Source organism: Streptomyces sp. NBC_01216, from assembly GCF_035994945.1.
Taxonomy (GTDB): Bacteria; Actinomycetota; Actinomycetes; order Streptomycetales; family Streptomycetaceae; genus Streptomyces.
The window spans coordinates 6,094,061-6,118,356 of the sequence record NZ_CP108677.1 but is presented as its reverse complement, the minus strand read 5'-3'; the positions used below and the strand labels follow the sequence as shown (position 1 = coordinate 6,118,356).

Here is a 24,296-nt window from a genome sequence, read left to right as displayed (position 1 = left end):
CGTCAGCACGCTGCGGAAACGCGTTTTTGTGCTGGCCCGGGAATCCGCTAGAGTTCAACACGTCGCCGGGACGCGCAAGCGCAACGGAACCGACAAGCGGACGTGGCTCAGTTGGTAGAGCATCACCTTGCCAAGGTGAGGGTCGCGAGTTCGAATCTCGTCGTCCGCTCGATGTGGGGGATCTTCCCGAACCCCCGTATTCACTCCTGGTGGAGTGGCCGAGAGGCGAGGCAACGGCCTGCAAAGCCGTCTACACGGGTTCAAATCCCGTCTCCACCTCCAAGGACGATTAGCTCAGCGGGAGAGCGCTTCCCTGACACGGAAGAGGTCACTGGTTCAATCCCAGTATCGTCCACTGGTCCGCGAGGATCCCCGCGCGATTAGCTCAGCGGGAGAGCGCTTCCCTGACACGGAAGAGGTCACTGGTTCAATCCCAGTATCGCGCACGCAGCAAACCCTGGTCCTGTATGGTTCCGGACCGTCCCGCGCGATTAGCTCAGCGGGAGAGCGCTTCCCTGACACGGAAGAGGTCACTGGTTCAATCCCAGTATCGCGCACCACGGGAAGCCCCCGGCCGCCTCAGGCGACCGGGGGCTTTCGCATGCCCCACTCCCGTTCAGGAGGAGAAGAGCATCCGGCCGAAACCGTGCTTACGGTAGTGGCCGCCGCGGTGCCCACCGTGATGCGGGGCGCCCCAGGCGGGGGCGGCGGGAGCACCCTGGGCCGGGTAGGCGGGCGGCGCGGGTGCGGGCGGGGCCTGCTGCACCCACTGGGACTCCAGGCGGGTCAGGGCCTCCAGCTCGCCGTAGTCCAGGAAGATCCCGCGGCAGCCGCTGCACTGCTCGATCTGAACGCCGTTGCGGTTGTACGTGTGCATCGCTGCATGGCACTTGGGGCACTGCATGGTCGGCTCAACTCCCTGCCGTTCGAAAGGACCGCTTCACCTTACGTGGACGCGGGCGGAGCCAACTCGGTTCGGAAGGTGCCGATTCGGGAGCACGTGTCGATGATCACTTCCTCCACCTCGTCCAGGGGCCGGCCCTCGGCGGTGGACTTCGCCAGGGCGAGCGCGGCCGTCTGCACGGTGAGGGCACGCGCCGGGACGTCCAGTCGCTCCCACGGGTCGCCGGTCGTCGGGGGCGTCACCGCGACCGGACGCCGGGCGGGCGGGACGGACGGCGGCGGTGTGACGGCGGGACCGCCGGCCGTACGGTAGGCGTCCAGGAAGCGGCTCCAGACGTCCGGAGGCAGGAGCCCGGCGGCGTACCAGGCGGCGGGGCGCGCCAGATCCCAGGCCGGGTCGCCCCGGCCGAGGTCGTCGACGTCGATGAGCAGCCAGCGCCCGCCGACCGCCGGGTCCCGGACGAGCTGGCCGAGGTGGAAGTCCCCATGGCACAGGTGACCGGTGTCGGTGATCGCCTCGGGCACGGTGCGCCAGGCGCGCAGCACGGCGTCGACAGCGGGCGCGGGCGCCCCGGACCGTCGCATGCGGTCGACGGCGAGCGCCGCCTTGGCCGGGGCGCGCATCGCGGGGAGAGGGTACGGGGGCACGGTCGCGTGCAGCCGTGCGAGCAGTCGCGCGGCCTCCTCCCAGGGCGCCGCGTCGGGGTCCGCTGGGTCGACGGGACCGCCGTAGGGCCAGGCGGTCAGGGCGCGGCCGGCGACGGTACGTCCGGGGAACGGAAGGGGACGCAGCAGGACCCCGTCCGTGTCCGGGTGGGCCGCCACCGCCGTCCGCAGGATGTGCTCGGCCGGGACCGTGCCCGGCGCGTGCGCCTTGACGACGACCGCGCCGTGCCGCACGACGGTGCCGTCCACCCGGTCGGCGAGGACGGCGGTGACGCAGGAGCAGACGGTGCCGGGGCGGGCGGGGGACGTCCCGGCGTGGCCTGCGTCCCGGGCGGGGGCCCCGGTGTGGGCGGTGTCCCGGGCGAGCGCGTGGAGGAGGGCGAGGTCGTCAGGCAGCACCCGGGGAGCCTACGCCGACCGCGCCGCGGGTGAGGCCGGCCTTCGCGGGGCGGAACGCGCGATGGCCGGCCAGCTCCCCGCTGACCGGCCACACGCTGTCGTCCGTCGCACCCCCGTCCCCACGGGGCTGTCGGCCGGATGTCCCCGACCCGGGCCGCTCTCCCGGGTCCAGGGCGCCGTTCAGCGCCCCAGCATCACGCCCACGGACGACGCCTGAGTGACCACCGCGTCCCAGCCGCCGAAGGCGACCACGAGCAGGGCCGCGAGAGGGAGGACCATGGCGGTCGCCACCAGAGGGTGGCGGCGGCCCGAGGGGCGGGTGTTCAGCCGCGGTGCCGGGTGCGCCATGGGTCCTCTCCTGTCGTGTCTGACGGGCGGCGGGCGCGTGGCCTCGGGGGACGAGTGCTTGCCCCCGCCGCTTGACGTCCACACTAGGCAGCGGGCTCCGACCGGACGTCATGCCCGCGTACCGACTTCCGGGCCTCCGGGAGGATGACCCCCGCCCGCGCGACGTACTCCCCAGGGTGGAGACGCGCCGTTAGGACTGAGGGTCTTCCCGGAGGGGTACCGGCTGCTCGACCAGCGCGAGGACACGGCTGGCCATGAACCGCGCGGTGCGGACGACCACCCCGGTACGCGTGACTTCGCTCACTTCGACCACCCCTCGACGGACCGCCGTCTCCACCCTCCGGCCTGCCCGGCTTGCCACCACTTCGTACGTCCGCGTCGTGTCCCCCGCATCCACGACAATCTCCACGCGATCACCCTTCATCGGTCCAATCCCCCTCCTGTGAACGGACATTGGAAAATGCCGCGGCCGAGCCGTCCGCCGTGGGCGGCGTCCTGACCACCCCTCAAGTGTCCTCCTCAGCACTGACAATCGATGCGGCGGCGAGGGCGCGGCCTATGAGCGTGCCGGGGCGCCGATACGTAAGCTGTGCCTCGTCGAACGGACGAGGGGACGGACATGGCGATGATGCGGCTCCGGCGCGAGGATCCGCGGATCGTCGGGTCGTTCCGGCTCCACCGGCGGCTCGGCGCGGGCGGTATGGGGGTCGTCTACCTGGGGTCCGACCGGCGCGGGCAGCGGGTGGCGCTGAAGGTGATCCGCCCCGACCTGGCCGAGGACCAGGAGTTCCGCTCCCGGTTCGCCCGGGAGGTGTCCGCCGCCCGGCGCATCCGGGGCGGCTGCACCGCCCGCCTGGTCGCCGCCGATCTGGAGGCCGAGCGCCCCTGGTTCGCGACCCAGTACGTGCCCGGTCCGTCCCTGCACGACCGTGTCGCCGAGGAGGGACCCCTGCGGGCGGCCGACGTCGCCGCGATCGGCGCGGCGCTCTCGGAGGGCCTGGTCGCCGTCCACGAGGCCGGGGTCGTCCACCGAGACCTCAAGCCGTCGAACATCCTGCTCTCCCCCAAAGGGCCGCGGATCATCGACTTCGGCATCGCCTGGGCCACCGGTGCCAGCACCCTCACTCACGTGGGCACCGCCGTCGGCTCCCCCGGATTCCTCGCCCCCGAGCAGGTGCGCGGCGCGGCTGTCACCCCTGCCACGGACGTCTTCTCGCTCGGCGCCACCCTTGCCTACGCGGCGATGGCGGACTCTCCGTTCGGGCACGGAAGTTCCGAGGTGATGCTCTACCGGGTGGTCCACGAGGAGCCGCTGCTGCACGGTGTGCCGGACGCGCTGGCCCCGCTCGTACGGGCCTGTCTGGCGAAGGACCCGGAGGAGCGCCCCAGCACGCTCCAGCTGTCCATGCGGCTGAAGGAGATCGCGGCGCGCGAGGCGCAGGGCCTGCCGGCGTCCCGGCCTCCGGCGCAGCGGGAGCGCGCGGAACAGGCCGCGGAGAACCGTCCGACCGAGCGGTACACCGAGCACCCCACCCAGGGCCGCGCGCAGGGGCAGGGGCCCGCCTCCCGCCCGTCCGCTCCCCGCACCGGCGGCGGATCACGCCCCGCGCCCTCGCGGCCCAACGGCCGGCCCGTTCCCTCCCGGGCGGGCGGGCGCACCACCTCCACCGGCCGGCGGCCCGCTCATCCGCGCCTGCTGCGCCAGCGGCTGTTCGTCTTCGTCGTGGTGACGCTGGTCGTGGCCCTGGGCATCGCGGCGGCGCAGGCGCTTCAGGGGTAGAGCGCCCGTCGCGCGCCCGCCGGGAACGACGGGACGGCGTCAGGAGCCGGTCTGGTCCTGGGGGCGGCCCGAGGCGACCGCGTAGAAGGCGACGGCCGCGGCGGCTCGGTCTTCGTGCGGTCGTAGACGATCGTCATCGGGACGCCTCCAATGTACGGGTCTCGTTGTCAACTCAGGGAACCTCATTGGGAGCTTCACTTCGGCCCACCATCCGTGGCACTCTGCAACAACTGCCGAATATGCGGCCCTGTCTGCATGCGGTAGTCGGGTAGGTCGGCACCATCACGACATGCGAAACCACGCCAAAGCACTCCTCAGCGTCGTTGCCCTTCTGTCGCTCACCGTGCGGGGACGAAGACCCCAGGGGCGCCGCACCGCCGACTGAAACCACGGTGCCCGTCACGCCTGCTCCCACCGAAGCGGCGCCAACTACCCCAGCCACCACCGAAGCGGCGAAGATGGCGGAGCTTCCCGATCTTGTCGGCAAGGGGTCGCAGAGCGCCCAGGACGCCGCGCGAGCTGCCGGCTTCCTCGTAACATCTCATGACTCGCTCGGCCGTGGCCGGAACCGGGTACTCGATCGGAATTGGAAGGTCTGCTTCCAGACGCCGAGGCCCGGCCAACAGGCGACCGACACCGAAGTTGATCTCGGGGCGGTCAAGCTTACGATCAGGCCCTCGCCACTCCTTGTCGCTGCCGAACACATCGGGCTACAGATCTGCGCCGGGTCGACACGACGCAGCCCGCCACTTCCGCTTGAGCGAGTTGAGCGATCCGTAATACGCGTCATACACTCGCTTCATGACCAAGACGCGACTGAGCATCAGCCTTGAGCAGGAGCAGGCCGAGCACATCAGGCGGCATGCCGAGCGGGCGGGCATGGACGTCTCGGCATACCTCGTGCATGCAGCGACGCGTCAGATGGCGGAGACAGAAGCCATAGAGGAGCAGTTCTCCGAAGTCGACGCGCTTATCGCGGCGGCGGAGGCGGAGGCGGGAGCGCTCCCGGAAGTGCCGAAGGTGACGGCAGGGCAGTTGACCGAGCAAGAGCGGCGCGACGTAGAAGCCGCCCTCGATCTGGTCTACGGCGAAGACCGCGCAAGCACCCGACCCGGACAGGTCGCATGAGCACACGAGTTCCGGTGTACGACACCGGAATGCTCATCGCCCTCGCAGACCGCAAGGCCAAGGCTCTCGCGCTGCACGACGGTCTCAAGCGCACACCCCACCGAGCCCTCGTCCTCGGTCCGGTACTCGCACAGGTGTGGCGGCCGCGCCCGGCGGTCGTTCACGCCTTGACCGGCACCCTGAAGGACTGCACTGTTCCGCAGGCGCGGACGGCCGAACCACCCATGCGCGAGACGAACGCCGGCCGGCCCGAGTGCATCGCCTGCGCCACCGGCCCTGACATCGCCGACTGGCGCCGCATCGGCACGGCTCTCGGTGAGGCGAAGCTCCCATCGAAGAAGAGGCCGGATGCAGTGGACGCCTGGGTGGCCCTGTCCGCCGCCAGACATGGCAGTGCGGTGATCTTCACCAGCGACCCGGAGGACATCGAGGCGTATCTCGCCGTACTCAATCCCACCGACGTCCACGTCCGGCAGGTCTGACCGGAAGGCACCAGTGCTCCCTCGGCGCCTTCAGGCGATCGGACGCCGGCCACGACGTGGCCTCGGCCACTCGGAGACCATCGCGGACATGGCGGAGGCGTGACCGGTCCCGCTTCCGGAAACGGTCCAGCACCCGCACGAACAGCGCCGCGACGGCGAGCGTCGAGGCCGTCACCGCGCCGGTTCAGGCGCCTCGCGGGCGGGTCGCATAGAAAGTCACGGCGGAGGCCGCGGCGACGTTGAGGGAGTCCACCCCCGCGGCCATCGGGATCCTGACCCATTCATCGGCCGCGCGCAGGGCGCCGGTCGACAGTCCGTCGCCTTCGGTGCCGAGCATCAGGGCCAGCTTCTCGTGCCGGCGGGCGGCCAGTTCGTCAATCGTGATCGACTTCTCCGAGAGACACAGGGCAGCCGTCACGAAACCGTGCTGACGGAAGAGCTCGACGTCCTCCGGCCACGAGGTCAGCCGGGTCCAGGGGACGTGGAAGACGGCGCCCATCGATACCTTCACGGCCCGCCGGTAGAGGGGGTCGGCGCAGCGTGGTGTGAGGAAGACGGCGTCCACGCCCAGAGCGGCCGCGTTGCGGAAAGCAGCCCCCAGATTCGTGTGATCAACGATGTCCTCGAAGATGGCGACGCGCTGACCTGTACCTTCCTGCACACCCAAGGGCAACATGGCGCCGATGTTGGTGTGGTCGTCGGCCGACTCCATGACGGCGACCCGGCGGGCCGGGCCGAGGAGTTCCGCGGCGGTCGGCAACGGCTTGCGCTGCATGGAGGCGAGGGCTCCGCGGTGCACGTGGTAGCCGGTGACGCGCTCGGCGAGGTCCGGCTGCACGGCGTACACGGGCGCCGGTACCTCGTCGATGACGTCGCGCATGACGTCGACCCACTTGGCGGAGAGCAGCATGGACCGCATCTCGTAGCCTGCCTGGCGCGCCCGGCGGATGACCTTCTCGCCCTCCGCGATGAACAGCCCCTCCGCGGGCTCGCGTCTGCGACGGAGCTCCACGTCGGTCAGGCCCGTGTAGTCGCTCAGGCGCGGGTCGTCGGGATCGTCGATGGTGATGAGTTCGGCCACGAGGTGATACTGCCTTGTCCGGGGAGCGGTGCCAATGTGCGGGGCGGGGGTCGGTTACCCGTGGTAGCTACTGCACGAGCTTGCCGGGGCCCTCGCCCACCACGTCACCGATGACGATGACGGCGGGCGGGCGGACGTCCTGAGCCCGTACCGTCTCCGCGACCGTGGCCAGCGTGGCGTCCACGCGGCGCTGGGCGGCCGTGGTGCCCTCCTGGATCAGGGCGAGCGGGGTGCCGGGGTCCTTGCCGTGGGCGACGAGGGCCTCGGCGATCCTGCCGATCTTGTCGACGCCCATGAGGATCACCAGCGTGCCGGTGAGCCTGGCCATCGCGGCCCAGTCGACCAGCGACCGCGGGTCGTCCGGCGCGACATGACCGCTGACGACGGTGAACTCGTGGGCCACGCCCCGGTGGGTGACCGGGATACCGGCCGCGCCCGGCACGGAGATCGAGCTGGAGATACCGGGGACGACCGTGCAGGCGATACCCTCCGCGGCGAGTGCCTGGGCCTCCTCCATGCCGCGGCCGAACACGAAGGGGTCGCCGCCCTTGAGGCGGACCACGGACTTCCCGGCCTTGGCGTGCTCGATGAGCGCGTTGTTGATGGCCTCCTGGGCCATGAAACGACCGTAGGGGATCTTCGCCGCGTCGACGACCTCGACGTGCGGGGGGAGTTCGTCGAGCAGGTCGCGGGGTCCGAGACGGTCGGCGATGACGACGTCCGCCTCGGCGAGCAGACGGCGTCCGCGGACCGTGATCAGGTCGGGGTCGCCGGGACCACCGCCCACCAGGGCGACGAAGGGCGTACGGGAGCGGTGCTGCGGGGCGGCGAGGGAACCGTCGCGCAGGCCCTCCACGATGGCGTCCCGCACGGCGGCCGAGCGGCGGGGATCGTGGCCGGTGAGCACCGCGACGGTCACTCCCTCGCTGCGGCCGGTCGCCGGGGTCCAGGCGGTGGCGGCCTCGGCGTCGTCGGAGCGCACGCACCAGGTCCTGGTCCGCTCGGCCTCGGCGGAGGCGGCGGCGTTGGCGACCGGGTCGCTGGTCGCGACGAGCGCGTACCAGGTGTCGGCCATGTCGCCGTCCTGATAGCGGCGCTTGACCCAAGTGATCTCGCCGGCCTCCGCCATGGCCTCGACGGACGGAGTGGCCGACGGGGAGACGAGGGTGATGTCCGCGCCCGAGGCGATCAGCGCGGGCAGTCGTCGCTGGGCGACCTGCCCACCGCCGAAGACGACGACACGGCGGCCGGAGAGGCGCAGACCGACAGGGTAGGCGGGGTGCTCGACGTGCTCGGCCATGGGCGTGCGGCTCCTCGGAAGGGCGGGGCGGGGCAGGGGGGCCGCTGCGGCGGTGGAGCGGCTGGTGGGGCACGGTGAGTGGCCCCCTGCCCACGATATCGGTCACCCGAGGTGGGCAGGCTGTGACCCATGTCCCTCCCGGGCGGAACCGGCGGGGTCGTCGGCGACGGGCGGACCCGGGCACGAGTCGGGACGGAGCGGGGCGGAGGGCCGTAGAACGCGGGGGCGGGGCGGCGACGGCCCGGACGGCGCGCCGAGGGACAGGGGACTCCCGGCGGCGCACGGCGGGCGGCGGGCATCAGGAGTGCGGGGCCGGGCGCGGCCGGCACCCGGGCGGTGCGGGAGAACGCCGGCCGGGACCCGCCCGTGGGGGGTCCCGGCCGGCCGTACGCCACCGAGGGGGCTACTTCTCGGTCACGCCCGCGGAGTCGAACGTCGCCACCTCGTGCATCGCGCGGGCCGCGCTCTGCACGATGGGCAGGGCCAGCAGTGCGCCGGTGCCCTCGCCCAGGCGCAGGTCGAGGTCGACCAGCGGGCGCAGACCCAGCTTGTTGAGGGCCGCCACGTGCCCCGGCTCCGCGCTGCGGTGACCGGCGACGCAGGCCGCCAGGGACTCCGGGGCGATCGCCCGCGCCACCAGCGCCGCCGCGCCCGTGGACACTCCGTCCAGGACGACCGGCGTGCGCAGCGAGGCCGCGCCCAGGATCAGGCCCACGAGGGCCGCGTGCTCCAGCCCGCCGATGGCCGACAGGACGCCGACCGGGTCCGCCGGGTCCGGCTTGTGGAGATCGAGCGCACGGCGGACCACGTCCACCTTCCGCGCGTGCATCTCGTCGTTGATGCCCGTGCCGCGGCCGGTGACCTCGACCGGGTCGACCCCGGTGTAGACGGCGATCAGGGCAGCCGACGCGGTCGTGTTCGCGATGCCCATCTCGCCCGTGAGCAGCGCCTTGTTGCCGGCCGCCACAAGGTCCCGCGCGGTCTCGATGCCCACCTCGATCGCGGCGAGCACCTCCTCGCGGGTCATCGCGAGGCCGGTCGTGAAGTCGCCGGTACCCGGACGGACCTTGCGGGGCAGCAGCCCCGGCGTGGACGGCAGCTCGGTCGCGACGCCGACGTCGACGACGCAGACCTCGGCGCCGACCTGGTTGGCGAAGGCGTTGCAGACCGCCCCCCCGCCGAGGAAGTTCGCGACCATCTGGCCGGTCACCTCCTGCGGCCAGGCGGTGACTCCCTGGGCGTGCACGCCGTGGTCACCAGCGAAGATCGCGACGGCCGCGGGCTCCGGGATCGGGGGCGGGCACATCCGGGAGAGTCCGGAGAGCTGCGCGGCGATGATCTCCAGCATGCCGAGCGCCCCCGCGGGCTTCGTCATGCGCTTCTGCCGCTCCCACGCCTCGCCGAGTGCCTTGGCGTCCAGCGGGCGGATGTTGGAGACGGTCTCCTGGAGCAGGTCGTGCGGCTCCTCGCCGGGCAGGGCGCGGCGGCCGTAGGTCTCCTCGTGGACGACCCAGGACAGCGGCCGGCGCTTGGACCAGCCCGCCTGCATCAGCTCGGGCTCCTCCGGGAACTCGTCGACGTATCCCACGCACAGGTAGGCGACGACTTCCAGGTGTTCGGGCAGGCCCAGCGCCCGGACCATCTCGCGCTCGTCGAAGAAGCTGACCCAGCCGACGCCGAGGCCCTCGGCGCGGGCGGCGAGCCAGAGGTTCTCGACGGCCAGGGCGGAGGAGTACGGCGCCATCTGCGGCTGCGTGTAGCGGCCGAGGGTGTGCCGGCCTCCCCGGGTGGGGTCGGCGGTCACGACGATGTTGACCGGAGTGTCGAGAATGGCCTCGATCTTCAGTTCCTTGAACTGCTTCGCACGGGCCTTCGGCAGCGACTTGGCGTACGCCTCGCGCTGACGCTGGGCGAGTTCGTGCATGCTCCGGCGGGTCTCGGCGGAGCGGATGACGACGAAGTCCCAGGGCTGGGAGTGGCCGACGCTGGGGGCGGTGTGTGCGGCCTCCAGGACACGGAGCAGCACCTCGTGCGGGATCGGGTCGGAGCGGAAGCCGTTGCGGATGTCGCGGCGCTCGCGCATCACACGCAGAACCGCCTCACGCTCGGCGTCGTCGTACCCGGGGGCGGGAGGTCCGGCCGGCTCGGGCCGCGGGGTGCCGGTCTCGGGGAGCGCGGTCTCGGTCGCGTCCGACGCATGGGGCGCGGCCGGGACAGCCTCTGCGGCGACGGGCTCGGCGGGCGCTTCCATGGGTACCGCGGCGACCTCCGGCGCGTCGGCCGGCGCAGGAGGCTCCGGCGCGGCGAGATCCTCGGACGGTTCGGCGGCGGTCTGCGCGGGGCCGGACCGCTCGACTGCGGCGGGCGCCGCGACGGCCTCGCCGGCGGCCTCGGCGACGAGCGGGGCGTCCTCGGCGGCAGGCTCCTCGGCGACGACCGGGGCGTCCTCGGCGGCAGGCTCCGCGAGGGGCTCCGCCGTCTCGGGCCGGACGACGACGGGCGCCGCGGACTCCGGCTGGGGTTCGGGGGCGGGCTGGGGTTCGGGGGCGGCGACGGCCTCCGGCACGGACATGGCCTCGGGTGCGGCCACCGCCTCGGGCGCGGGCGCGCTCTCGGGAGCGGCCACGGCCTCCTCCGGGGCCGCCGTCTCGGCGCCGGCCCCGGCCGGGTCGGCCATGGTGGAACCACCGTCGCGCGGGGCCGGCACGGCGGCCTGGGGTTCCTCGGCCACCGGCGCCTCGGCCACCACGGGTGTCGGCTGGGCGGCGGGTTCCTGCGGCGCCGGGACCCCGGCGCCCGGGCCCGGCTCGGCCGGAGCCGTCGGGACCGGAGCGGCTTCGGCGACAGGCTCCCGGGAGACCTCCGCCACCGGCGCGGGCGCGAGGTGCGGGGCGGTCGGCACCGTGCCCTCCACCTGCACGAACCGGCCGACCGTTTCTGCTACCACGGGGTTCGCGGGCTGCGGGGCCGACGGCTCCGGAGGCGGGGAGTCCCACGGCACGGCGCCCTGTGGAGCGGACTGCTCCTGGACGTCCTGCGGGACGTCGAGGTACTCGGGTCCGGTCGTCGGCGGGCCCTGTACACGGACCGGCACGGGGCCGGTCGCGGTGGCGGCGACCGGAGGCGCGGCCGGGGCGGGCACGGACGCGGCGGCGGGACCCCGGTCGGCCAGCGAACGCACCACTCCCCCGGTGTTCTCCGGGGTGACCGGGCCCATGTGCAGCGGGCGGCGCGTGGGCGACGGGCCCGCGGACGCGGCGGATGCGGGACCGCGGACGGCACCGAGGTCGACGGAGCCGGTGTCACGGCCCGCGGCCTCGTGGGCACCGGTGTCAAGAATGCCGGGCTCGTAGCCGTGGTCGGTGACGAGCGGCTCCTGCGGCGCCGCCGGGACCCCGTGGGCGGGGGTGGGGACGCCCGGCTCACCGGACGGAACGCCGTGGGTCGGGGTCGGGACCTGCTGGGTCGCGGCGGCGGGTACGCCGTGCGGCGGCGTGCCGATCGGCGCCTGCGTGCCCGGCACGGCCCGGCCCATCGGGACCTGGGCGGCAAGCGCGTCCGCGAGGGGGCCGGCCAGCGGGTCGGTCAGCGGGTCGACCGTCGGGGGCATCCGGCCCGGCGCCGTGCCCTGCGCGGGGACCGCGGCCGGCGCCAGGGGCGCCGCACCCGGCTGGTGCTCGCTCCACGCGCCCTGGGCGCCCGGCATCAGAAGGAGATCGTCGTCCTCGGCTGCGTTCTCGGAGGGGTCCAGGAAGGCGTACGCGCCCGGTGCGGGGATGCCCGGCTGCTCGACCATGCCTGCGTTCTCCGGCAGCCCCTCGCCCGGGACCTGGCCGGTGTCCGTCATGCGTACCCCTCGCCCATCGGTTGTGCTCCTTCAGACCTTCGCCCGTCGACAAGAACGAGCGTGGGCGCCGTGCGGCACGAATGACGCGCGGGCACCCCCAGCATTGTCGCGGGCTTCGGCCATCGTGGCAGGCCGATCCGCCACGGTGCGCTGTGGACTGCGCCACGTCGCGCATCCCCGCGCTGCTCCGCACCACCTCAGCGGCCGGATGCGGCCACTACGTCACGACATTGACGAACAAACCACCGAACGACCCGGTGCGGTACAACAATCGGCCAGCCTACCTGCCCCTGCGGGGCCGTCCGGTCACGGGGCGCGGTCGATCCTGCGCCCTCCGAGCAGGAAGACGACGGTCCGCTCGCGCTCCGTCCAGACCTCGGGGTCCAGCCCGACCGTCTGCAGCAGCGTGCACTCGACCTCGTACCCGCCGGCCGCCAGGGCCGCCCCCACGGCCTCGGCCTCGTCCCGGGTGGCGGCGTGCGCGACGATCCGCTCCGGCCTGCGGTCGGTGCACGCGGTGACGACCGGGACCGAACCGGCCCCGATCCGTACGACATCGGGTTCGGGGAGCCGCTCCAGCACATGCGGGGCGCGGCCGGACACGGCCTGGACCCGGACGTCGGCCAGGCGGGCGGCGGCCTCGGTCCGGGCGCAGGCGGCGGGGTCGGCGTCGACGGCGATGACGGCGGCGCCGAAGCGGGCGGCGTCCACCGAGAAGGCGCCGCCGCCGCACCCGACGTCCCAGACGAGGTCGCCGATCCGGGGCCCGAGGCGGGCCAGCTGGGCTGCGCGGAGGGCGGGGCCGTCGCCGCGGCCGGGCTCGTCGTCGGCGGTGGGCCGCGCCCAGCCCCGCGCGGCCGGGGTCTCCTGGCCCATCAGCCAGCCGCCACCCTTGCCCCCGGTGGAGGAGCCGCCGATGACGATGACGACGTTCGGGTCGCGCCAGACGTGGTCGGCGGCCTTGTCGGAGGTGAGGACGGTGACCTGCTCACGGTCGGTGCCGAGTTCCTCGCAGATGACGAAGGTCCGGTGCACGCCGTCGAGGAGGAGGGCGAGTTCCGCCGGGCCGGCGCCGGGTGAGGTCAGGACCGCGACCTTCGGATGGGCGCGGCAGACGTTGACGGCGCGGCGCAGGTCGCGCTGGTGGGCGACGACGATACGGGCGTCGTCCCAGGGCATGCCGGCCCGCGCGAAGGCGGCGGCGACGGAGGAGACGGCGGGGACGACCTCGACCTCGAGACCGTGCTCGGGGGCGTGCAGCGTGCGGACGACGCCGAAGAAGCCGGGATCCCCGTCGGCCAGGACGACGGCGCTGCCGCGGTGGCCGGCGATCCGGCGGGCGGCGAGGTCGACGCTGCCGAGGCGGATGCGCTCGGCGCCGGGCGGCACCTCGGGCAGGGCCAGATGGTGGCCCGCCCCCGCCACCAGCGTGGCGGCGGACAGCGCGGACCGGGCCGCTGCGGTGAGGGGCGAACCGTCCCAGCCGATCACCGTGACCCGGTCGGCCATCGTGGCGTGTCTCCTGAGGTGTGTCGTTGCAGGTTGGGGGGTGTGAGCGTACCCCGGAGGGGCGCCGCCCAGGAGCGGCGGGCGGAGCTCGCCGGGGGCGGGGACGGAACGGATCCGGGCGGCGTGGTGCCGCCGCGGCGGCCGTCCTCCGGTCCCCGGGGTCAGCTCCAGTCGGTGTACGAGGAGTATCCGGCCTCGGCCATCTGGTCGGCCACCCCTTCGAGGTCCTCCGGCAGGAGGCTCCAGACGATCAGGTCGGTGCGGATGTCGGTCCACTCGCCGGACTCGGTCTGTGTACGCGCTATCCAGGCGTTGCGCAGCACGCCCTCGCTGATGCAGCCGATCTTCTGGGCCACCTGCTGGGCGGCGGTGTTGTCGGCGGCGGTGCGTAGCTCCATACGCTCGAACTTCCGGTCGCGGAAGAGCCATTGGGCGACGGCGAGCACGGATTCCGTGGCATAGCCCTCGCCGCGGGCCCACGGCGCGGTCACATAGGCCACCTCGGTGGCGAGCGTCCGCCAGTGCGTGTCCCGCAGCCGGACCGTGCCGACGAGTCGCTGGGTGAGGAACTCGGTGACGGCGAAGACGATGCCACGGCCTTCGGCGCGTTCCGCGGGAGCGATCCCGCGTACCCATTCCTCGGCGTCGGCGCGGGTGTAGGGGTGTGTCACCGAAGTCCAGGCGGTGATGAGTTCGTCGTTCATCATCTCCACGAACGCGGGGATGTCGGCCTCTTCGTACGGGCGCAGCACCAACCGGTCCGTGCTGATGGAGATGTCCGGAAAGGTGGTAGTCATGCGCAGCTCCATGCCGAGGACCGTCCGAATCGACCGTGAACGCACAGCATGCAGCATGCATCGCCGTCACGCATGGCCGGGTCCGCTGTGCGCGGGGCGCCACGAAGGCCCCACGCACCGGACGGGATGCGGGGGGCCTTCGCTACAGGAACCTTACTGTGGGCGCTACTTGGCGACGGCGCCGAAGGCCGGGACGACCGCACCGTTCTTGTAGGTGTCCTCGATGTACTGCTTCACCTCGGGCGAGTTGAGGAGCTTGGCGAGCTTCTGCACGCGGGCGTCCTTCTCGTTGCCCTCCTTGACGGCGAGGAAGTTGGCGTAGGGGTTGCCCTCCGCCTTCTCCAGGGCCAGGGAGTCGGTGGCCGGGTTGAGGTCGGCCTCGATGGCGTAGTTGCCGTTGACCACCGCGGCGTCCACGTCGTCGAGGGCGCGGGGCACGGTGGCGGCCTCCAGCTCCTTGAACTCCAGGCCCTTCCTGTCGGTGATGTCCGAGAGTTTCCCGTTCGAACCGACGCCGTCCTTCAGGGTGATGAGGCCGTTGTCGGCGAGCAGCCGGAGCGCGCGGCCGCCGTTGGTGGTGTCGTTCGGGACGGCGATGGTCTGGCCGGGCTTGAGGTCCTTGAGATCCTCGACCTTCTTGGAGTACAGGCCGAGCGGCTCCAGGTGGACGTCGACCACGGGGACGATGTGGGTCTTGTTCTTCGCGTTGAAGTCGTCGAGGTACGGCTTGTGCTGGAAGAAGTTGGCGTCCACCTGGCCGGACTCGGTGGCGGTGTTCGGCAGGACGTAGTCCGTGAACTCCTTCACCTCCAGCTTCAGGCCCTCCTTCGCGGCCAGGTGGTCCTTGACGAAGCCGAGGATGTCGGCGTGCGGCGTGGGCGACGCGGCGACGACGAGCGGCTTGGAGAGGTCGCCGGCGCCGGCCGTGTCCTTGGCGGAGGCCGGGTCGGAGGAGGTGCCGCAGGCGGTGAGGCCCAGGGCGAGTGCGGCGGTGGCGGCGAGACCGGCGGTGAGCTTGGTGTTCCTACGCACGAAGAGTGCCTCTTTCGGTGGTGCGGTGGACGCCTGGACAACGAGTCCGGGCTGCTGTTCTTCGTCGGACGAAGTCGGTGGGGTGGCGCGGTGCGCCGGGATTACGCGGTGCGCCCGCGACGGGCGAGGAGCCGGACGGCCAGGTCGCCGGCGAGCTGGACGACGGTGACGATCGCGATCAGGACGACGACGGTGACCAGCATGAACCGGGTGTCGAAGCGCTGGTATCCGTAGGTGATCGCCTTGGACCCGAGTCCTTCGCCGCCGACGGCGCCGGCCATCGCGGAGTAGCCGATGAGGACGATCACGGTGGTGGTGACGCCCGATACCAGGGACGGAAGGGCCTGCGGCAGCAGCACCTTGCGGATGATCGTGGGCACCGAGCCGCCCATGGACTGGACGGCCTCGACCAGTCCGTGGTCGACCTCCCGGATCGAGGTCTCGACGAGCCGCGCGAAGAAGGGGATGGCGCCGATGGCGAGCGGCACGATCATGGCGGTGGGGCCGATGAAGGTGCCGACCACGAAGGTGGTGAAGGGGATCAGGGCGATCAGCAGGATGATGAAGGGCAGCGAGCGGCCGATGTTCACGATCACGCCGACGATCTTGTTCACCACCGCGTTCCGGGCCAGCCCGCCCTTGTCCGTGAGGACGAGAAGGATACCCAGGGGCAGTCCGCCGGCGATGGTGACGACCGTGGCCCACAGGACCATGTAGAGCGTGTCGACGGTGCCCTGTTCCAGCAGGGGCCACATCTCGGACCAGGTCACTTGGCACCTTCCTTGACCAGCACGGGGGCGGCGGACGACGGGGCGACGGCCTCCTCGTCCACGACGTCGATCTGGAGGCCCCGCTCGCGCAGGAACCCGACCGGAACGACGTTGTCCTCGTAGCGTCCGGGGAGCTCGATCCGCATGCGGCCGATCTGTCGTCCGCCGACGGTGTCCATCGCGGCTCCGAGGATCGAGATGTCGATGTTGTAGGTACGGGACAGCTGGGAGATCACCGGCTGGGTGGCGGCGTCGCCGTGGAAGGTGACGTCGACGACGGTGCGGTCGGGGCCGGTGGCGGCGCCGCTCACCGGGAACAGTTCGGCCGCCAGCCGGGAGCCGGGGGTGGCGAGCAGTTCGCTCACGGTGCCGGACTCGACGATCCGGCCCCGGCTCATCAGCGCGGCCGAGTCGCAGATCGTCTTCACGACGTCCATCTCGTGTGTGATGAGCAGGACGGTCAGCCCGAGCCGTCGGTTGATGTCGCGCAGCAGCTGGAGGATGGAGCGGGTGGTCTCCGGGTCGAGGGCGCTGGTGGCCTCGTCCGAGAGCAGCACCTTGGGCTCGCCGGCCAGGGCGCGCGCGATGCCGACGCGCTGCTTCTGGCCACCGGACAGCTGGCCGGGGTAGGACGTGGCCTTGTCGGCGAGGCCGACGAGGTCGAGCAGTTCCAGGGCACGTCGCCCCCGCTCGGCACGTGGCACTCCGATGATCTCCAGCGGCAGCTCGACGTTGTCCTTCACGGTGCGCGAGGACAACAGGTTGAAGTGCTGGAAGACCATGCCGATGCCGCTGCGCGCCCGGCGCAGGTCCTTGCCGACGCGACGGCCCCGTGAGGCCAGTGCGGTGAGGTCGACTCCGTCGACGGTCACGGTGCCGGAGGTGGGGCGCTCCAGGAGGTTGACGCAGCGGATGAGCGAGGACTTGCCGGCGCCGCTCTGGCCGATCACGCCGTACACCTCGCCCTCGCGGACGTGGAGGTCGACGTCGTCCAGAGCGGTGACCTGGCGGCCTCGCGACTCGTAGACCTTGGTCAGGCCCGAAGTGGTGATCACAGGGTTTCCGTCACTGTCGAGTGCGCGGCGCGGGGTCCGCCGGGCACGGGGCATTCGTCGTTCGGACAGTCGGGCGCAGAAGGGCCGCTCCGGGAGGGGTGACCAGGGGCGGCGCGTGCGCGGGGGCAGGCACGGTCCGGCACCGGGAGGTGGCTGGACCGGCTCGTCCGTCAGGGTCCCGCTTCGGGGCGCGGGACTCGGGCAGGGGCCCTCAGAAGGCGCACATTCGACACATACAACGAGCACCGGGCGTCGTGATCGCCTCGGTCGCAAGGGTGCGGCTGCTCGTCGTGGTCATGGGTGCAAGTAAAGCACGCACCTGACCACCCGCTTCCGGCTTGTCCGAATAGCGGACATCGCTGAGACAGCATGCGGACACCCGGGATTCCGCCCCTCCTCGGTCGCGGCCCCCGTCGCCCGTGCGTGGCCTGCGCCGTCGCGTGTGCGTGGCGGTACGGCCCGGGGCGCTGCCGCGGCCACGGCTGTGGTCAAGGCCACGGCGCAGGGGACCTCACCCGGGCCGGCGGGACGCGCGCGCACGGGGAGGGCGGCTCCGGCCCCCGCGGGGTGGGGAGACCGCGGCCCCGGGGTGGGCGCCGCCCGGGACCGTACGGGGTGGGGGCGCGCGCGTCGGCCCCTTCTGTCCGTAATACCCTCGGCCCATGCTTGACGCCCTGACGGTCGCGGTCTCGGTGGCCGCGCTCGCCCTCGCCGCCTGGTGCGGCTTCGCCTTCACCCGGGACCAGCCCACCAAGGACTGGCACTTCATCGGCATGGCCGTGGTGACCGTGCTCGCCTTGGCGCAGCTGGTGACCGGTGTCGTCCAGCTGGCGCGCGGAGAGAACGCGGAGGAGGGCACGGCGATCTTCGTCGCGTATCTGCTGGGCGCGCTGTGCGCGGTGCCGGCGGCGGGCTTCATGTCGCTGACCGAACGCAGTCGGTGGGGGTCGGCGACGGTCGCGGCCGGCGCCGTCGTCCTGGCGGTGCTGGAAGTGCGTCTCCACGACATCTGGACGGTGGGCTGAGTTGACCGCGACGGACGAGACCACGGGCCACGCGCAGGCCTCCCGGCTGGTCGAGGGGCCCGGGATGCTCCTGGTGTGGCTGTACGGCGTGATGTCGGTCGGCGCGGTCTCCCGCTCGGTCTACCAGATCGCCACCGAGTTCGACCGGGCGCCGCTGGCGTACGCCCTTTCGGCGGTCGCGGCCGTCGTCTACGCCTTCATCACCTACACGCTGGTGCGGGGTGGGGAGACGGCCCGCCGGGCGGCGCTGCTCTGCTGCGCCGCCGAGCTGGTGGGCGTGCTGACCGTGGGCACCTGGACGCTGGCCGACCCGTCGGCCTTCCCCGACGCCACCGTCTGGTCGGACTACGGATACGGCTACCTCTTCATTCCGGTGCTGCTTCCGGTCACCGGAATCTGGTGGCTGCGCCGCTCGCGCACACCCTCCTGAGCTCCGGGCGACCGGACTCCCGGGGCCGCGGCGGCCCCGCGCGCCGGGTGGGCCGCCCCGCCCGGCGATCCGGCGACGTCACCCGGGCGGAGTGCGACACGGCCGGGTGCGAGACCCCGGTACCAGGCCGCGCGGAAGCCCTGCCGGACGGGACCTACGCGGCCTTCTCCAGGGTCACGAGCGTTTGCCGGGGACCGATCTCCCGCAGGGCCACCTGTTCGTAGCCCCGGCTGCGATAGAGCCGGAGGCTGCCGTCTCCGAGGTGGCCGGCGAAGAGCCGGAAGCGCTTGGCCGCGGGGGCCGGGTCCAGGGCGAAGTGCGCCTCGATCGCGTCGAGCAGCCGACCGCCGAGGCCGTGCCGCCGCATCCGGGGATGGACGATCAGCCTGGCGATCCCCACGGTGCCGGTCTCGTCGGCCTCGCCGCGTACGGAGGCGACCACCTCGTCGCCGAGGCGCGCCACGAGCGCGTGTCCCCGGGCGATCTCGGCCTTCAGGGAGTCCAGGGACTGGGTGAGGGGTTCGATCGAGTAGTCGCCGTAGAGCTCGGCCTCGCTCTGGTAGCAGAGGTACTGGAGCTTGAGGATGTGCTCCGCGTCCTGTGCGTCCGCCGCTGAGATGGTCACGCTCATGCCCATGTGCGCATGCCTCCCGCTCATCTGTCCGCCGATCGGTCTACCGCACCTTTCCCCGCGGGCGGGGAGCGGGAACCTCTGCCGCCAGCATTCTGCGCAGGCATCCCAGGCAGCGGGAACGCATCGGCCCCAGACTGCCCTGTGAGATACCCAACTCTCCTGCGATTTCCCGGTACGTCGGATCGGCGGGATCGAGCATCGCGGCGAGCAGACCGGGGCAGCGTCCGGGTGTGCGGCGGACGGCGGCGCGCACGACGCGGCGCCGTTCGGACACGAGGGCGGAGCTCTCGGGAGAGCCGTGGGGTTCGGCGGCGTCGTCCTCGCGGTAGGGCCGCTCCCTCCGCACGGCACGGCGGGCCCGGCGGGCCTCGGCGCGGACGGCCCTGCGCAGCCAGTCGGCGGGGTGGCGGGGGGCGTCGTCCTCCTGGAGCCGTTCGAGGAGTCTGAGCCAGACGGCCTGTTCGAGGTCGCCCGCCTCGACCCCGGCGGCGGGTGCCTCGGCACGGGACTCGGCGGCGAGCAGCGGGGCCAGGGTCCGCAGGAGGTGGGGTTCGGTGTGGGTCATGTCGGGCACGACGGACGACGGCTCCGGGACGGTTGCGAGGCGGCGCCCAAACCACCCGGCCGGGTGCACGCCGGAGACCGAACCTGACCCGGCGTCCTCAGGCAGGCGCCCGCGCCCCGTCCTGCGCCCGCGCCGCCGCACCCGCACGCGTCCCGCCGTCCGTGCCGCCCCGCCCCCGTACCGCCGGCGGGCGACGCGGGGGCGGGAGCCGGGTCAGTGGGACCTGAGGTCCGCCGCGGCGAGGAGGGCCGTGTCCGGGTTGTCGGAGAAGATGCCGTCGATGCCGGTCGCCAGGTACGTCCGCAGGGCGCCGAAGGCGTCGCCGTAGGCCGTCGGGTCGGTCCCGCGGCGGTACTCCGCGGGCAGGAAGGCGTTCTCGTTGCGGTGGGTGTAGGGGTGGAGGATCAGGCCCGCCGCGTGGGCGTCGCTCACCAGCGTGGTGGGGGTGCCCAGCCGTCCGGCGGCGTCCCTGGGAATGACCAGGTCCAGCGTGGGGCCGATGCCCTGCGCGTACGAGGCGATGTGCCGCAGGCCCTCCGGGGTGACGAGATCGGCGACGGTACGCGGGTCACCGGCCACGACGAAGTCCCAGGGGCGGGCGGCCGGTCCCGACAGCAGGACCACGCGCGGACAGCCGACCAGCCGCGCGAGGCGCTGGATGCTGCTCGGCTCGAAGGACTGGAGGAAGACCGCCGAGTCGGCACGGTGGCGTCCGTGGCGGCGCAGCAGCCTGGCCAGCCGCTCCTCCGTGCCGAGGCCCAGGCCACGGAAGTAGGTGGGGTGCTTCGTCTCGACGTGCAGCCACACCGGGCGGCCCCGACGCCGGCCTTCCCGCTCGGCCCACGCCAGGACCTCCTCGAAGCTCGGGATACGCCAGCGGCCGTCGTAGAGGGTGTTCTCCTGGCGGGTGCCGGGAATCCGCTCCAAGGCCCGCAGGGTCTTGAGCTCCGCGAGGGTGAAGTCCTCGGTGAACCAGCCCGTCAGGGAGACGCCGTCGACCGATTTGGTGGTCCTGCGGGAGGCGAACTCGGGGTGGTCGGCGACGTCGGTCGTGCCGGTGATGTCGTTCTCGTGGCGGCAGACGAGGTGACCGTCTCGGGTGGGGACGAGGTCCTGTTCGATCACGTCGGCGCCGAGGTCCAGGGCGAGCTGGTAGGAACCGAGGGTGTGTTCGGGCCGGTAGCCGGGGGCGCCGCGGTGGCCGATGACGGTGGGGACGGGGAGCGATCGGTACCCGTGCCCGCGGCGGTCGGCCGCGGCGGCGCCCGCCGCCTGCGCGCTGCCCGCCGGCAGGGCCGCCGTGGCACCGAGGACCGCCGCGCCGGCCACACCGGCCGCTCCGAGCACCGTCCGCCGTGCCGGGGTCCGGCGCGCATCCTGCGTCATGAGAGCTCCTTCGATGTGATGTCCCGCACCTGCCGACGGGTGCTCCGACCGTAGGCGTACGCCCCTTGCCTGCGGCGGCTCCTGGTCGAACATGGCGGAAACACACGTCAACACTGCGTATCGACTCGGTGAACCCGACGTGCGCACGGTGGTGACCCACGAGTATCGTCCTCACCTGCACCGTCACCCGCTCGACCCCGCTCAGACCTCGACCGCCTCGACACCGGAGGAACCGTTGTCCCGTCTCGCGCTCATCAAGGCAGTGCTCGGACCGATCCTGCGCCTGATGTTCCGCCCACGCGTCGAGGGCGCGGAGAACATCCCGGGAACGGGCCCGGTCATCCTGGCGGGCAACCACCTCACCTTCATCGACTCGATGATCATGCCGATCTGCACGGACCGCCCGGTCTTCTTCATCGGCAAGGACGAGTACGTGACGGGCAAGGGCTTCAAGGGACGGCTGATGGCCTGGTTCTTCACCAGCGTCGGCATGATCCCGGTGGACCGTGACGGTGGCCGGGGCGGCGTCGCCGCGCTCATGACGGGCCGCCGGATCCTGGAGGAGGGCAAGATCTTCTCCATCTACCCGGAGGGCACGCGCTCCCCCGACGGCCGGCTGTACCGGGGCCGCACCGGCATCGCGCGGCTGACGCTGATGACCGGCGCGCCGGTGGTGCCGTTCGCGATGATCGGTACCGACAAGATCCAGCCGGGCGGGGCCGGGCTGCCGCGGCCGGGACGGGTGACGGTCCGGTTCGGCGAGCCGATGGAGTTCTCCCGGTACGAGGGAATGGACCGGGACCGCTATGTCCTGCGGGCCGTGACGGACTCGGTGATGGCCGAGGTGATGCGGCTGTCCGGGCAGGAGTACGTCGACATGTACGCCACCAAGGCGAAGGCCGCGTGACCGGGTCGCTCTGAAGCGCGGACCGCTCGGGGCGCCGCCCCCGAGGCGTCTCCGCCCCCGAGGCGGCCGGGAGCCGGACGGTGCCCGGCGCGGGCTCAGTGCCCGATGCCCTCCTCGAGCTTCTGGCCCTTGAGTAGGAACCAGGCCGCGACCGCGGTGGCCAGCAGGACCGCCGCGCCCACGCCCGAAGCGATACGCAGTCCGTCGACGAAGGCGTCCTGGGCGGCCGAGACCAACGCCTCCGCCGTGCCCGGGGCGAGCCCGGCGGATGCCTCGACCGCGCCGCCGAGCGACTCGTGGGCCGCCGCGGCCGTGTCCGCCGGAGTGCCCGCGGGCGGCGTGAAGTCCCGGTAGACACCGGTCACGACGGACCCGAGGAGCGCGATGCCGAGGGCCGCGCCCAGTTCGTACGCGGTCTCGGAGACCGCGGAGGCCGAACCGGCCTGTTCCTTGGGCACACTGGAGAGAATCACGTCGGCGGTCACGGTGAACGAGAAGCCCGCGCCGAGGCCGACCACGAGCAGGGCCGCGCCGAGCAGCGGATAGCCGGTCTCCCGGTGGACCAGGGTGATGACGGCCAGGGCCAGCCCGATGGCGGCGAGGCCGCCCGCGACGATGCCACGGACCGAGTACCGCCGGGCGTACCGGCCCGCGAGCAGACCGGTGGCCACGGCGCCGATCGCGGCGGGCAGCTCGGCCAGACCGGCTTCCAGCGGCTCGCGCCCCTGGACCAGCTGGAGGAACTGGGACAGGAAGAAGACGAGTCCGGAGAGGCCGAAGACGGTCAGCAAGTCGGCCAGGACCGCGCCCGAGAAGCCCCGGTGTCGGAACAGCCGCATGTCGAGCAGCGGTGAGCTCAGCGTGTACTGACGGCGGACGAACGCGTGGAGACAGGCGGCGCCGGCGAGTGCGGCGATCCCGGCCTCCCAGCTCGCCCCGTGCGAGGCGACCTCCTTCACCGCGTACACGACGCCGATGACGCCGAAGAGCGAGAGACCGACGCTGATCAGGTCCCAGGGGCCCGCGACCGGGTTCCTGGACTCTGGCAGCAGCTTGACGCCGACGAGGACCAGCACGGCCATGACCGGCAGGTTGATGAGGAAGACCGAGCCCCAGTAGAAGTGCTGGAGCAGCGCGCCGCCGACGACGGGGCCGATGGCCGCGCCGGCCGAGGCGGTCGCACCCCAGATGCCGATGGCCAGGCTGCGCTCCTTGGGGTCGTGGAAGATGTTCCGGATCAGCGCCAGCGTCGACGGCATCAGCGTCGCACCGGCCACGCCGAGGAGGGCGCGGGCCACGATCATCATCTCGGGACTGGTGGCGTAGGCGTTGAGCACGGAGACGGCGCCGAAGGCCGTCGCACCCGTCAGCAGCAGCTTCTTGCGTCCGATGCGGTCACCCAGGGAGCCCATGGAGACCAGCAGACCGGCGATGACGAACGAGTAGATGTCGCCGATCCAGAGCAACTGGGTGCCGGACGGCTTGAGATCCTCACTGAGCGCGGGGGTCGCGAGACCGAGTACGGTGGCGTCGACCGCGACCAGCAGGACGGCCAGGACGAGTACCGAGAGCGCGAGCCAGCGGCCGGGGCTCTTCGCCTCCGTCCCCGTGGTCGCAACAGCCTGTCGGGTCCCGCTCATCGTTCCACGCTCCGTCGTGCGCCACCGAGCAACAGCTCGGTGATCATGTGCTGAAAGTCCTTGGCGGCCACCCGTCCGTCCATGATCGACCAGGCGCAGGCGCCGATGAGGCCGTAGAGGGCCTCGGTGAGCCAGGCGGGGCTCAGATCGATCCGGAAGGCACCTTCCTCCTGGCCGCGTCTGAACAGGGCGCTGACCCGGGCGTCGAGCCGCGCCCACCCTTCGTCGACCTGGTCCCCCTCGAAGAGCTGGTTCTCGGTGACGAGGAAGGCCAGCAGCTGGGCGTTCGGCTCGGATGCGGCCACGAGCCGGCGCAACGCGTCGTCCGCGGGCCCCTCGTCGAGGCGCGCGGCATCGAAGGCGGCCTCGAACTCCTCGATGCCCATCGCTTCCAGGGCCCTGACCAGCGCGTCCCGCCCGGCGAAGTGCCGGTGGAGGGTGGCGCGGCCGATCCCGGCGGCCCGCGCGACCTCGTCCATGGTGGCGGTCGACTTCCGGGCGAGCAGGGCGGCGGCGGAGCGGAGCACCTGATGACGGTCGAGTGACATGAGACGAGAATACACCGAATGAGACACAGCTGTCTCACCAGATAAATCGATGCCTCATCGGAGG

At 72.5% G+C, this 24,296-nt stretch carries 23 protein-coding genes and 5 tRNA genes; 11 read left to right on the top strand and 17 right to left on the bottom strand.

The annotated features are described in order from the left end of the window. Window positions 1-96: 96 nt before the first annotated feature. From OG393_RS27540 to OG393_RS27520, 5 genes are all read left to right on the top strand, one after another. Window positions 97-169: transfer RNA gene (locus tag OG393_RS27540), tRNA-Gly, on the top strand. Window positions 170-208: 39 nt separating this feature from the next. Next, window positions 209-282, top strand: a tRNA-Cys gene (locus tag OG393_RS27535). A gap of 1 nt (window position 283) precedes the next feature. Next, window positions 284-355, top strand: a tRNA-Val gene (locus OG393_RS27530). Between the two features lie 19 nt (window positions 356-374). Beyond that, window positions 375-446: transfer RNA gene (locus OG393_RS27525), tRNA-Val, on the top strand. A gap of 39 nt (window positions 447-485) precedes the next feature. Continuing rightward, window positions 486-560 (top strand) — tRNA-Val (locus OG393_RS27520). 56 nt (window positions 561-616) lie between these two features. Here the strand turns inward: OG393_RS27520 and OG393_RS27515 are convergent. The 4 genes from OG393_RS27515 to OG393_RS27500 all read right to left on the bottom strand — a co-directional run bounded on the left by OG393_RS27515 (window position 617) and on the right by OG393_RS27500 (window position 2,740). Further along, a complete protein-coding gene (locus OG393_RS27515) occupies window positions 617-904 on the bottom strand; it encodes a TFIIB-type zinc ribbon-containing protein (protein ID WP_327377379.1) in 288 nt (95 codons plus the stop codon). A 41-nt stretch (window positions 905-945) separates the two neighbouring features. Beyond that, window positions 946-1,965, bottom strand: coding sequence for a phosphotransferase enzyme family protein (locus OG393_RS27510; protein ID WP_442817437.1), 1,020 nt, complete (start codon window positions 1,963-1,965; stop codon window positions 946-948). Window positions 1,966-2,148: 183 nt separating this feature from the next. Further along, window positions 2,149-2,316: a hypothetical protein gene (locus OG393_RS27505; protein WP_327377377.1), complete on the bottom strand. Its 168-nt coding sequence runs from the start codon at window positions 2,314-2,316 to the stop codon at window positions 2,149-2,151. Between the two features lie 190 nt (window positions 2,317-2,506). After that, window positions 2,507-2,740, bottom strand: a complete 234-nt coding sequence (locus OG393_RS27500) for a hypothetical protein (protein WP_137990476.1) — start codon at window positions 2,738-2,740, stop codon at window positions 2,507-2,509. Window positions 2,741-2,935: 195 nt separating this feature from the next. On the opposite strand from OG393_RS27500, the gene OG393_RS27495 reads away from it, so the two are divergent. The 3 genes from OG393_RS27495 to OG393_RS27480 all read left to right on the top strand — a co-directional run bounded on the left by OG393_RS27495 (window position 2,936) and on the right by OG393_RS27480 (window position 5,706). Further along, a complete protein-coding gene (locus OG393_RS27495; RefSeq protein ID WP_327378571.1) occupies window positions 2,936-4,096 on the top strand; it encodes a serine/threonine-protein kinase in 1,161 nt (386 codons plus the stop codon). 801 nt (window positions 4,097-4,897) lie between these two features. After that, entirely contained in the window at window positions 4,898-5,224 is a 327-nt protein-coding gene (locus OG393_RS27485; RefSeq protein ID WP_327377375.1) for a hypothetical protein, read from the top strand. Beyond that, window positions 5,221-5,706 carry a hypothetical protein gene (locus tag OG393_RS27480; RefSeq protein ID WP_327377374.1) on the top strand — a complete coding sequence of 162 codons (486 nt, stop codon included), beginning with the start codon at window positions 5,221-5,223 and terminating at the stop codon, window positions 5,704-5,706. Before OG393_RS27485 ends, OG393_RS27480 begins: the two co-directional genes overlap by 4 nt. 184 nt (window positions 5,707-5,890) lie before the next feature. On the opposite strand, the gene OG393_RS27475 is transcribed toward OG393_RS27480, so the two are convergent. The 8 genes from OG393_RS27475 to OG393_RS27440 all read right to left on the bottom strand — a co-directional run bounded on the left by OG393_RS27475 (window position 5,891) and on the right by OG393_RS27440 (window position 17,097). After that, window positions 5,891-6,787, bottom strand: coding sequence for a TrmH family RNA methyltransferase (locus tag OG393_RS27475; RefSeq protein WP_327377373.1), 897 nt, complete (start codon window positions 6,785-6,787; stop codon window positions 5,891-5,893). 67 nt (window positions 6,788-6,854) lie between these two features. Then, on the bottom strand, window positions 6,855-8,087 hold the full coding sequence (cobA, locus tag OG393_RS27470) for a uroporphyrinogen-III C-methyltransferase (RefSeq protein ID WP_327377372.1): 1,233 nt from the start codon (window positions 8,085-8,087) through the stop codon (window positions 6,855-6,857). Window positions 8,088-8,490: 403 nt separating this feature from the next. Then, entirely contained in the window at window positions 8,491-11,934 is a 3,444-nt protein-coding gene (gene cobT / locus OG393_RS27465) for a nicotinate-nucleotide--dimethylbenzimidazole phosphoribosyltransferase (RefSeq protein WP_327377371.1), read from the bottom strand. Window positions 11,935-12,240: 306 nt separating this feature from the next. Continuing rightward, entirely contained in the window at window positions 12,241-13,443 is a 1,203-nt protein-coding gene (cbiE, locus tag OG393_RS27460; RefSeq protein ID WP_327377370.1) for a precorrin-6y C5,15-methyltransferase (decarboxylating) subunit CbiE, read from the bottom strand. Between the two features lie 161 nt (window positions 13,444-13,604). Continuing rightward, window positions 13,605-14,252: a GNAT family N-acetyltransferase gene (locus tag OG393_RS27455; protein WP_327377369.1), complete on the bottom strand. Its 648-nt coding sequence runs from the start codon at window positions 14,250-14,252 to the stop codon at window positions 13,605-13,607. Window positions 14,253-14,405: 153 nt separating this feature from the next. Beyond that, window positions 14,406-15,272 (bottom strand): MetQ/NlpA family ABC transporter substrate-binding protein, encoded by an 867-nt coding sequence (locus OG393_RS27450; RefSeq protein ID WP_327377368.1) that lies wholly within the window; start codon window positions 15,270-15,272, stop codon window positions 14,406-14,408. A 101-nt stretch (window positions 15,273-15,373) separates the two neighbouring features. After that, on the bottom strand, window positions 15,374-16,042 hold the full coding sequence (locus tag OG393_RS27445; RefSeq protein WP_327377367.1) for a methionine ABC transporter permease: 669 nt from the start codon (window positions 16,040-16,042) through the stop codon (window positions 15,374-15,376). Next, window positions 16,039-17,097, bottom strand: a complete 1,059-nt coding sequence (locus OG393_RS27440; RefSeq protein WP_327377366.1) for a methionine ABC transporter ATP-binding protein — start codon at window positions 17,095-17,097, stop codon at window positions 16,039-16,041. The genes OG393_RS27445 and OG393_RS27440 overlap by 4 nt, the downstream gene beginning before the upstream one ends. 662 nt (window positions 17,098-17,759) lie before the next feature. On the opposite strand from OG393_RS27440, the gene OG393_RS27435 reads away from it, so the two are divergent. After that, entirely contained in the window at window positions 17,760-18,122 is a 363-nt protein-coding gene (locus OG393_RS27435; RefSeq protein ID WP_327377365.1) for a hypothetical protein, read from the top strand. Between the two features lies 1 nt (window position 18,123). Beyond that, entirely contained in the window at window positions 18,124-18,552 is a 429-nt protein-coding gene (locus tag OG393_RS27430) for a hypothetical protein (protein ID WP_442817369.1), read from the top strand. A 154-nt stretch (window positions 18,553-18,706) separates the two neighbouring features. Here OG393_RS27430 and OG393_RS27425 read toward each other — a convergent pair whose 3' ends face one another. From OG393_RS27425 to OG393_RS27415, 3 genes are all read right to left on the bottom strand, one after another. Beyond that, window positions 18,707-19,189, bottom strand: a complete 483-nt coding sequence (locus tag OG393_RS27425) for a GNAT family N-acetyltransferase (RefSeq protein WP_327378569.1) — start codon at window positions 19,187-19,189, stop codon at window positions 18,707-18,709. A 37-nt stretch (window positions 19,190-19,226) separates the two neighbouring features. Then, entirely contained in the window at window positions 19,227-19,751 is a 525-nt protein-coding gene (locus OG393_RS27420) for a sigma-70 family RNA polymerase sigma factor (RefSeq protein ID WP_327377364.1), read from the bottom strand. Between the two features lie 213 nt (window positions 19,752-19,964). Next, window positions 19,965-21,137 carry a glycerophosphodiester phosphodiesterase gene (locus OG393_RS27415; protein WP_327377363.1) on the bottom strand — a complete coding sequence of 391 codons (1,173 nt, stop codon included), beginning with the start codon at window positions 21,135-21,137 and terminating at the stop codon, window positions 19,965-19,967. Between the two features lie 235 nt (window positions 21,138-21,372). Here OG393_RS27415 and OG393_RS27410 point away from each other — a divergent pair, with 235 nt between their 5' ends. Then, window positions 21,373-22,044 (top strand): lysophospholipid acyltransferase family protein, encoded by a 672-nt coding sequence (locus tag OG393_RS27410; RefSeq protein ID WP_327378568.1) that lies wholly within the window; start codon window positions 21,373-21,375, stop codon window positions 22,042-22,044. Window positions 22,045-22,139: 95 nt separating this feature from the next. Here OG393_RS27410 and OG393_RS27405 read toward each other — a convergent pair whose 3' ends face one another. Both OG393_RS27405 and OG393_RS27400 read right to left on the bottom strand, forming a co-directional pair. Then, complete coding sequence (locus OG393_RS27405; RefSeq protein WP_327377362.1) at window positions 22,140-23,684, bottom strand: MFS transporter; 1,545 nt, start codon at window positions 23,682-23,684, stop codon at window positions 22,140-22,142. Next, window positions 23,681-24,232 carry a TetR/AcrR family transcriptional regulator gene (locus OG393_RS27400; protein WP_327377361.1) on the bottom strand — a complete coding sequence of 184 codons (552 nt, stop codon included), beginning with the start codon at window positions 24,230-24,232 and terminating at the stop codon, window positions 23,681-23,683. The genes OG393_RS27405 and OG393_RS27400 overlap by 4 nt, the downstream gene beginning before the upstream one ends. Between the last annotated feature and the right edge of the window lie 64 nt (window positions 24,233-24,296).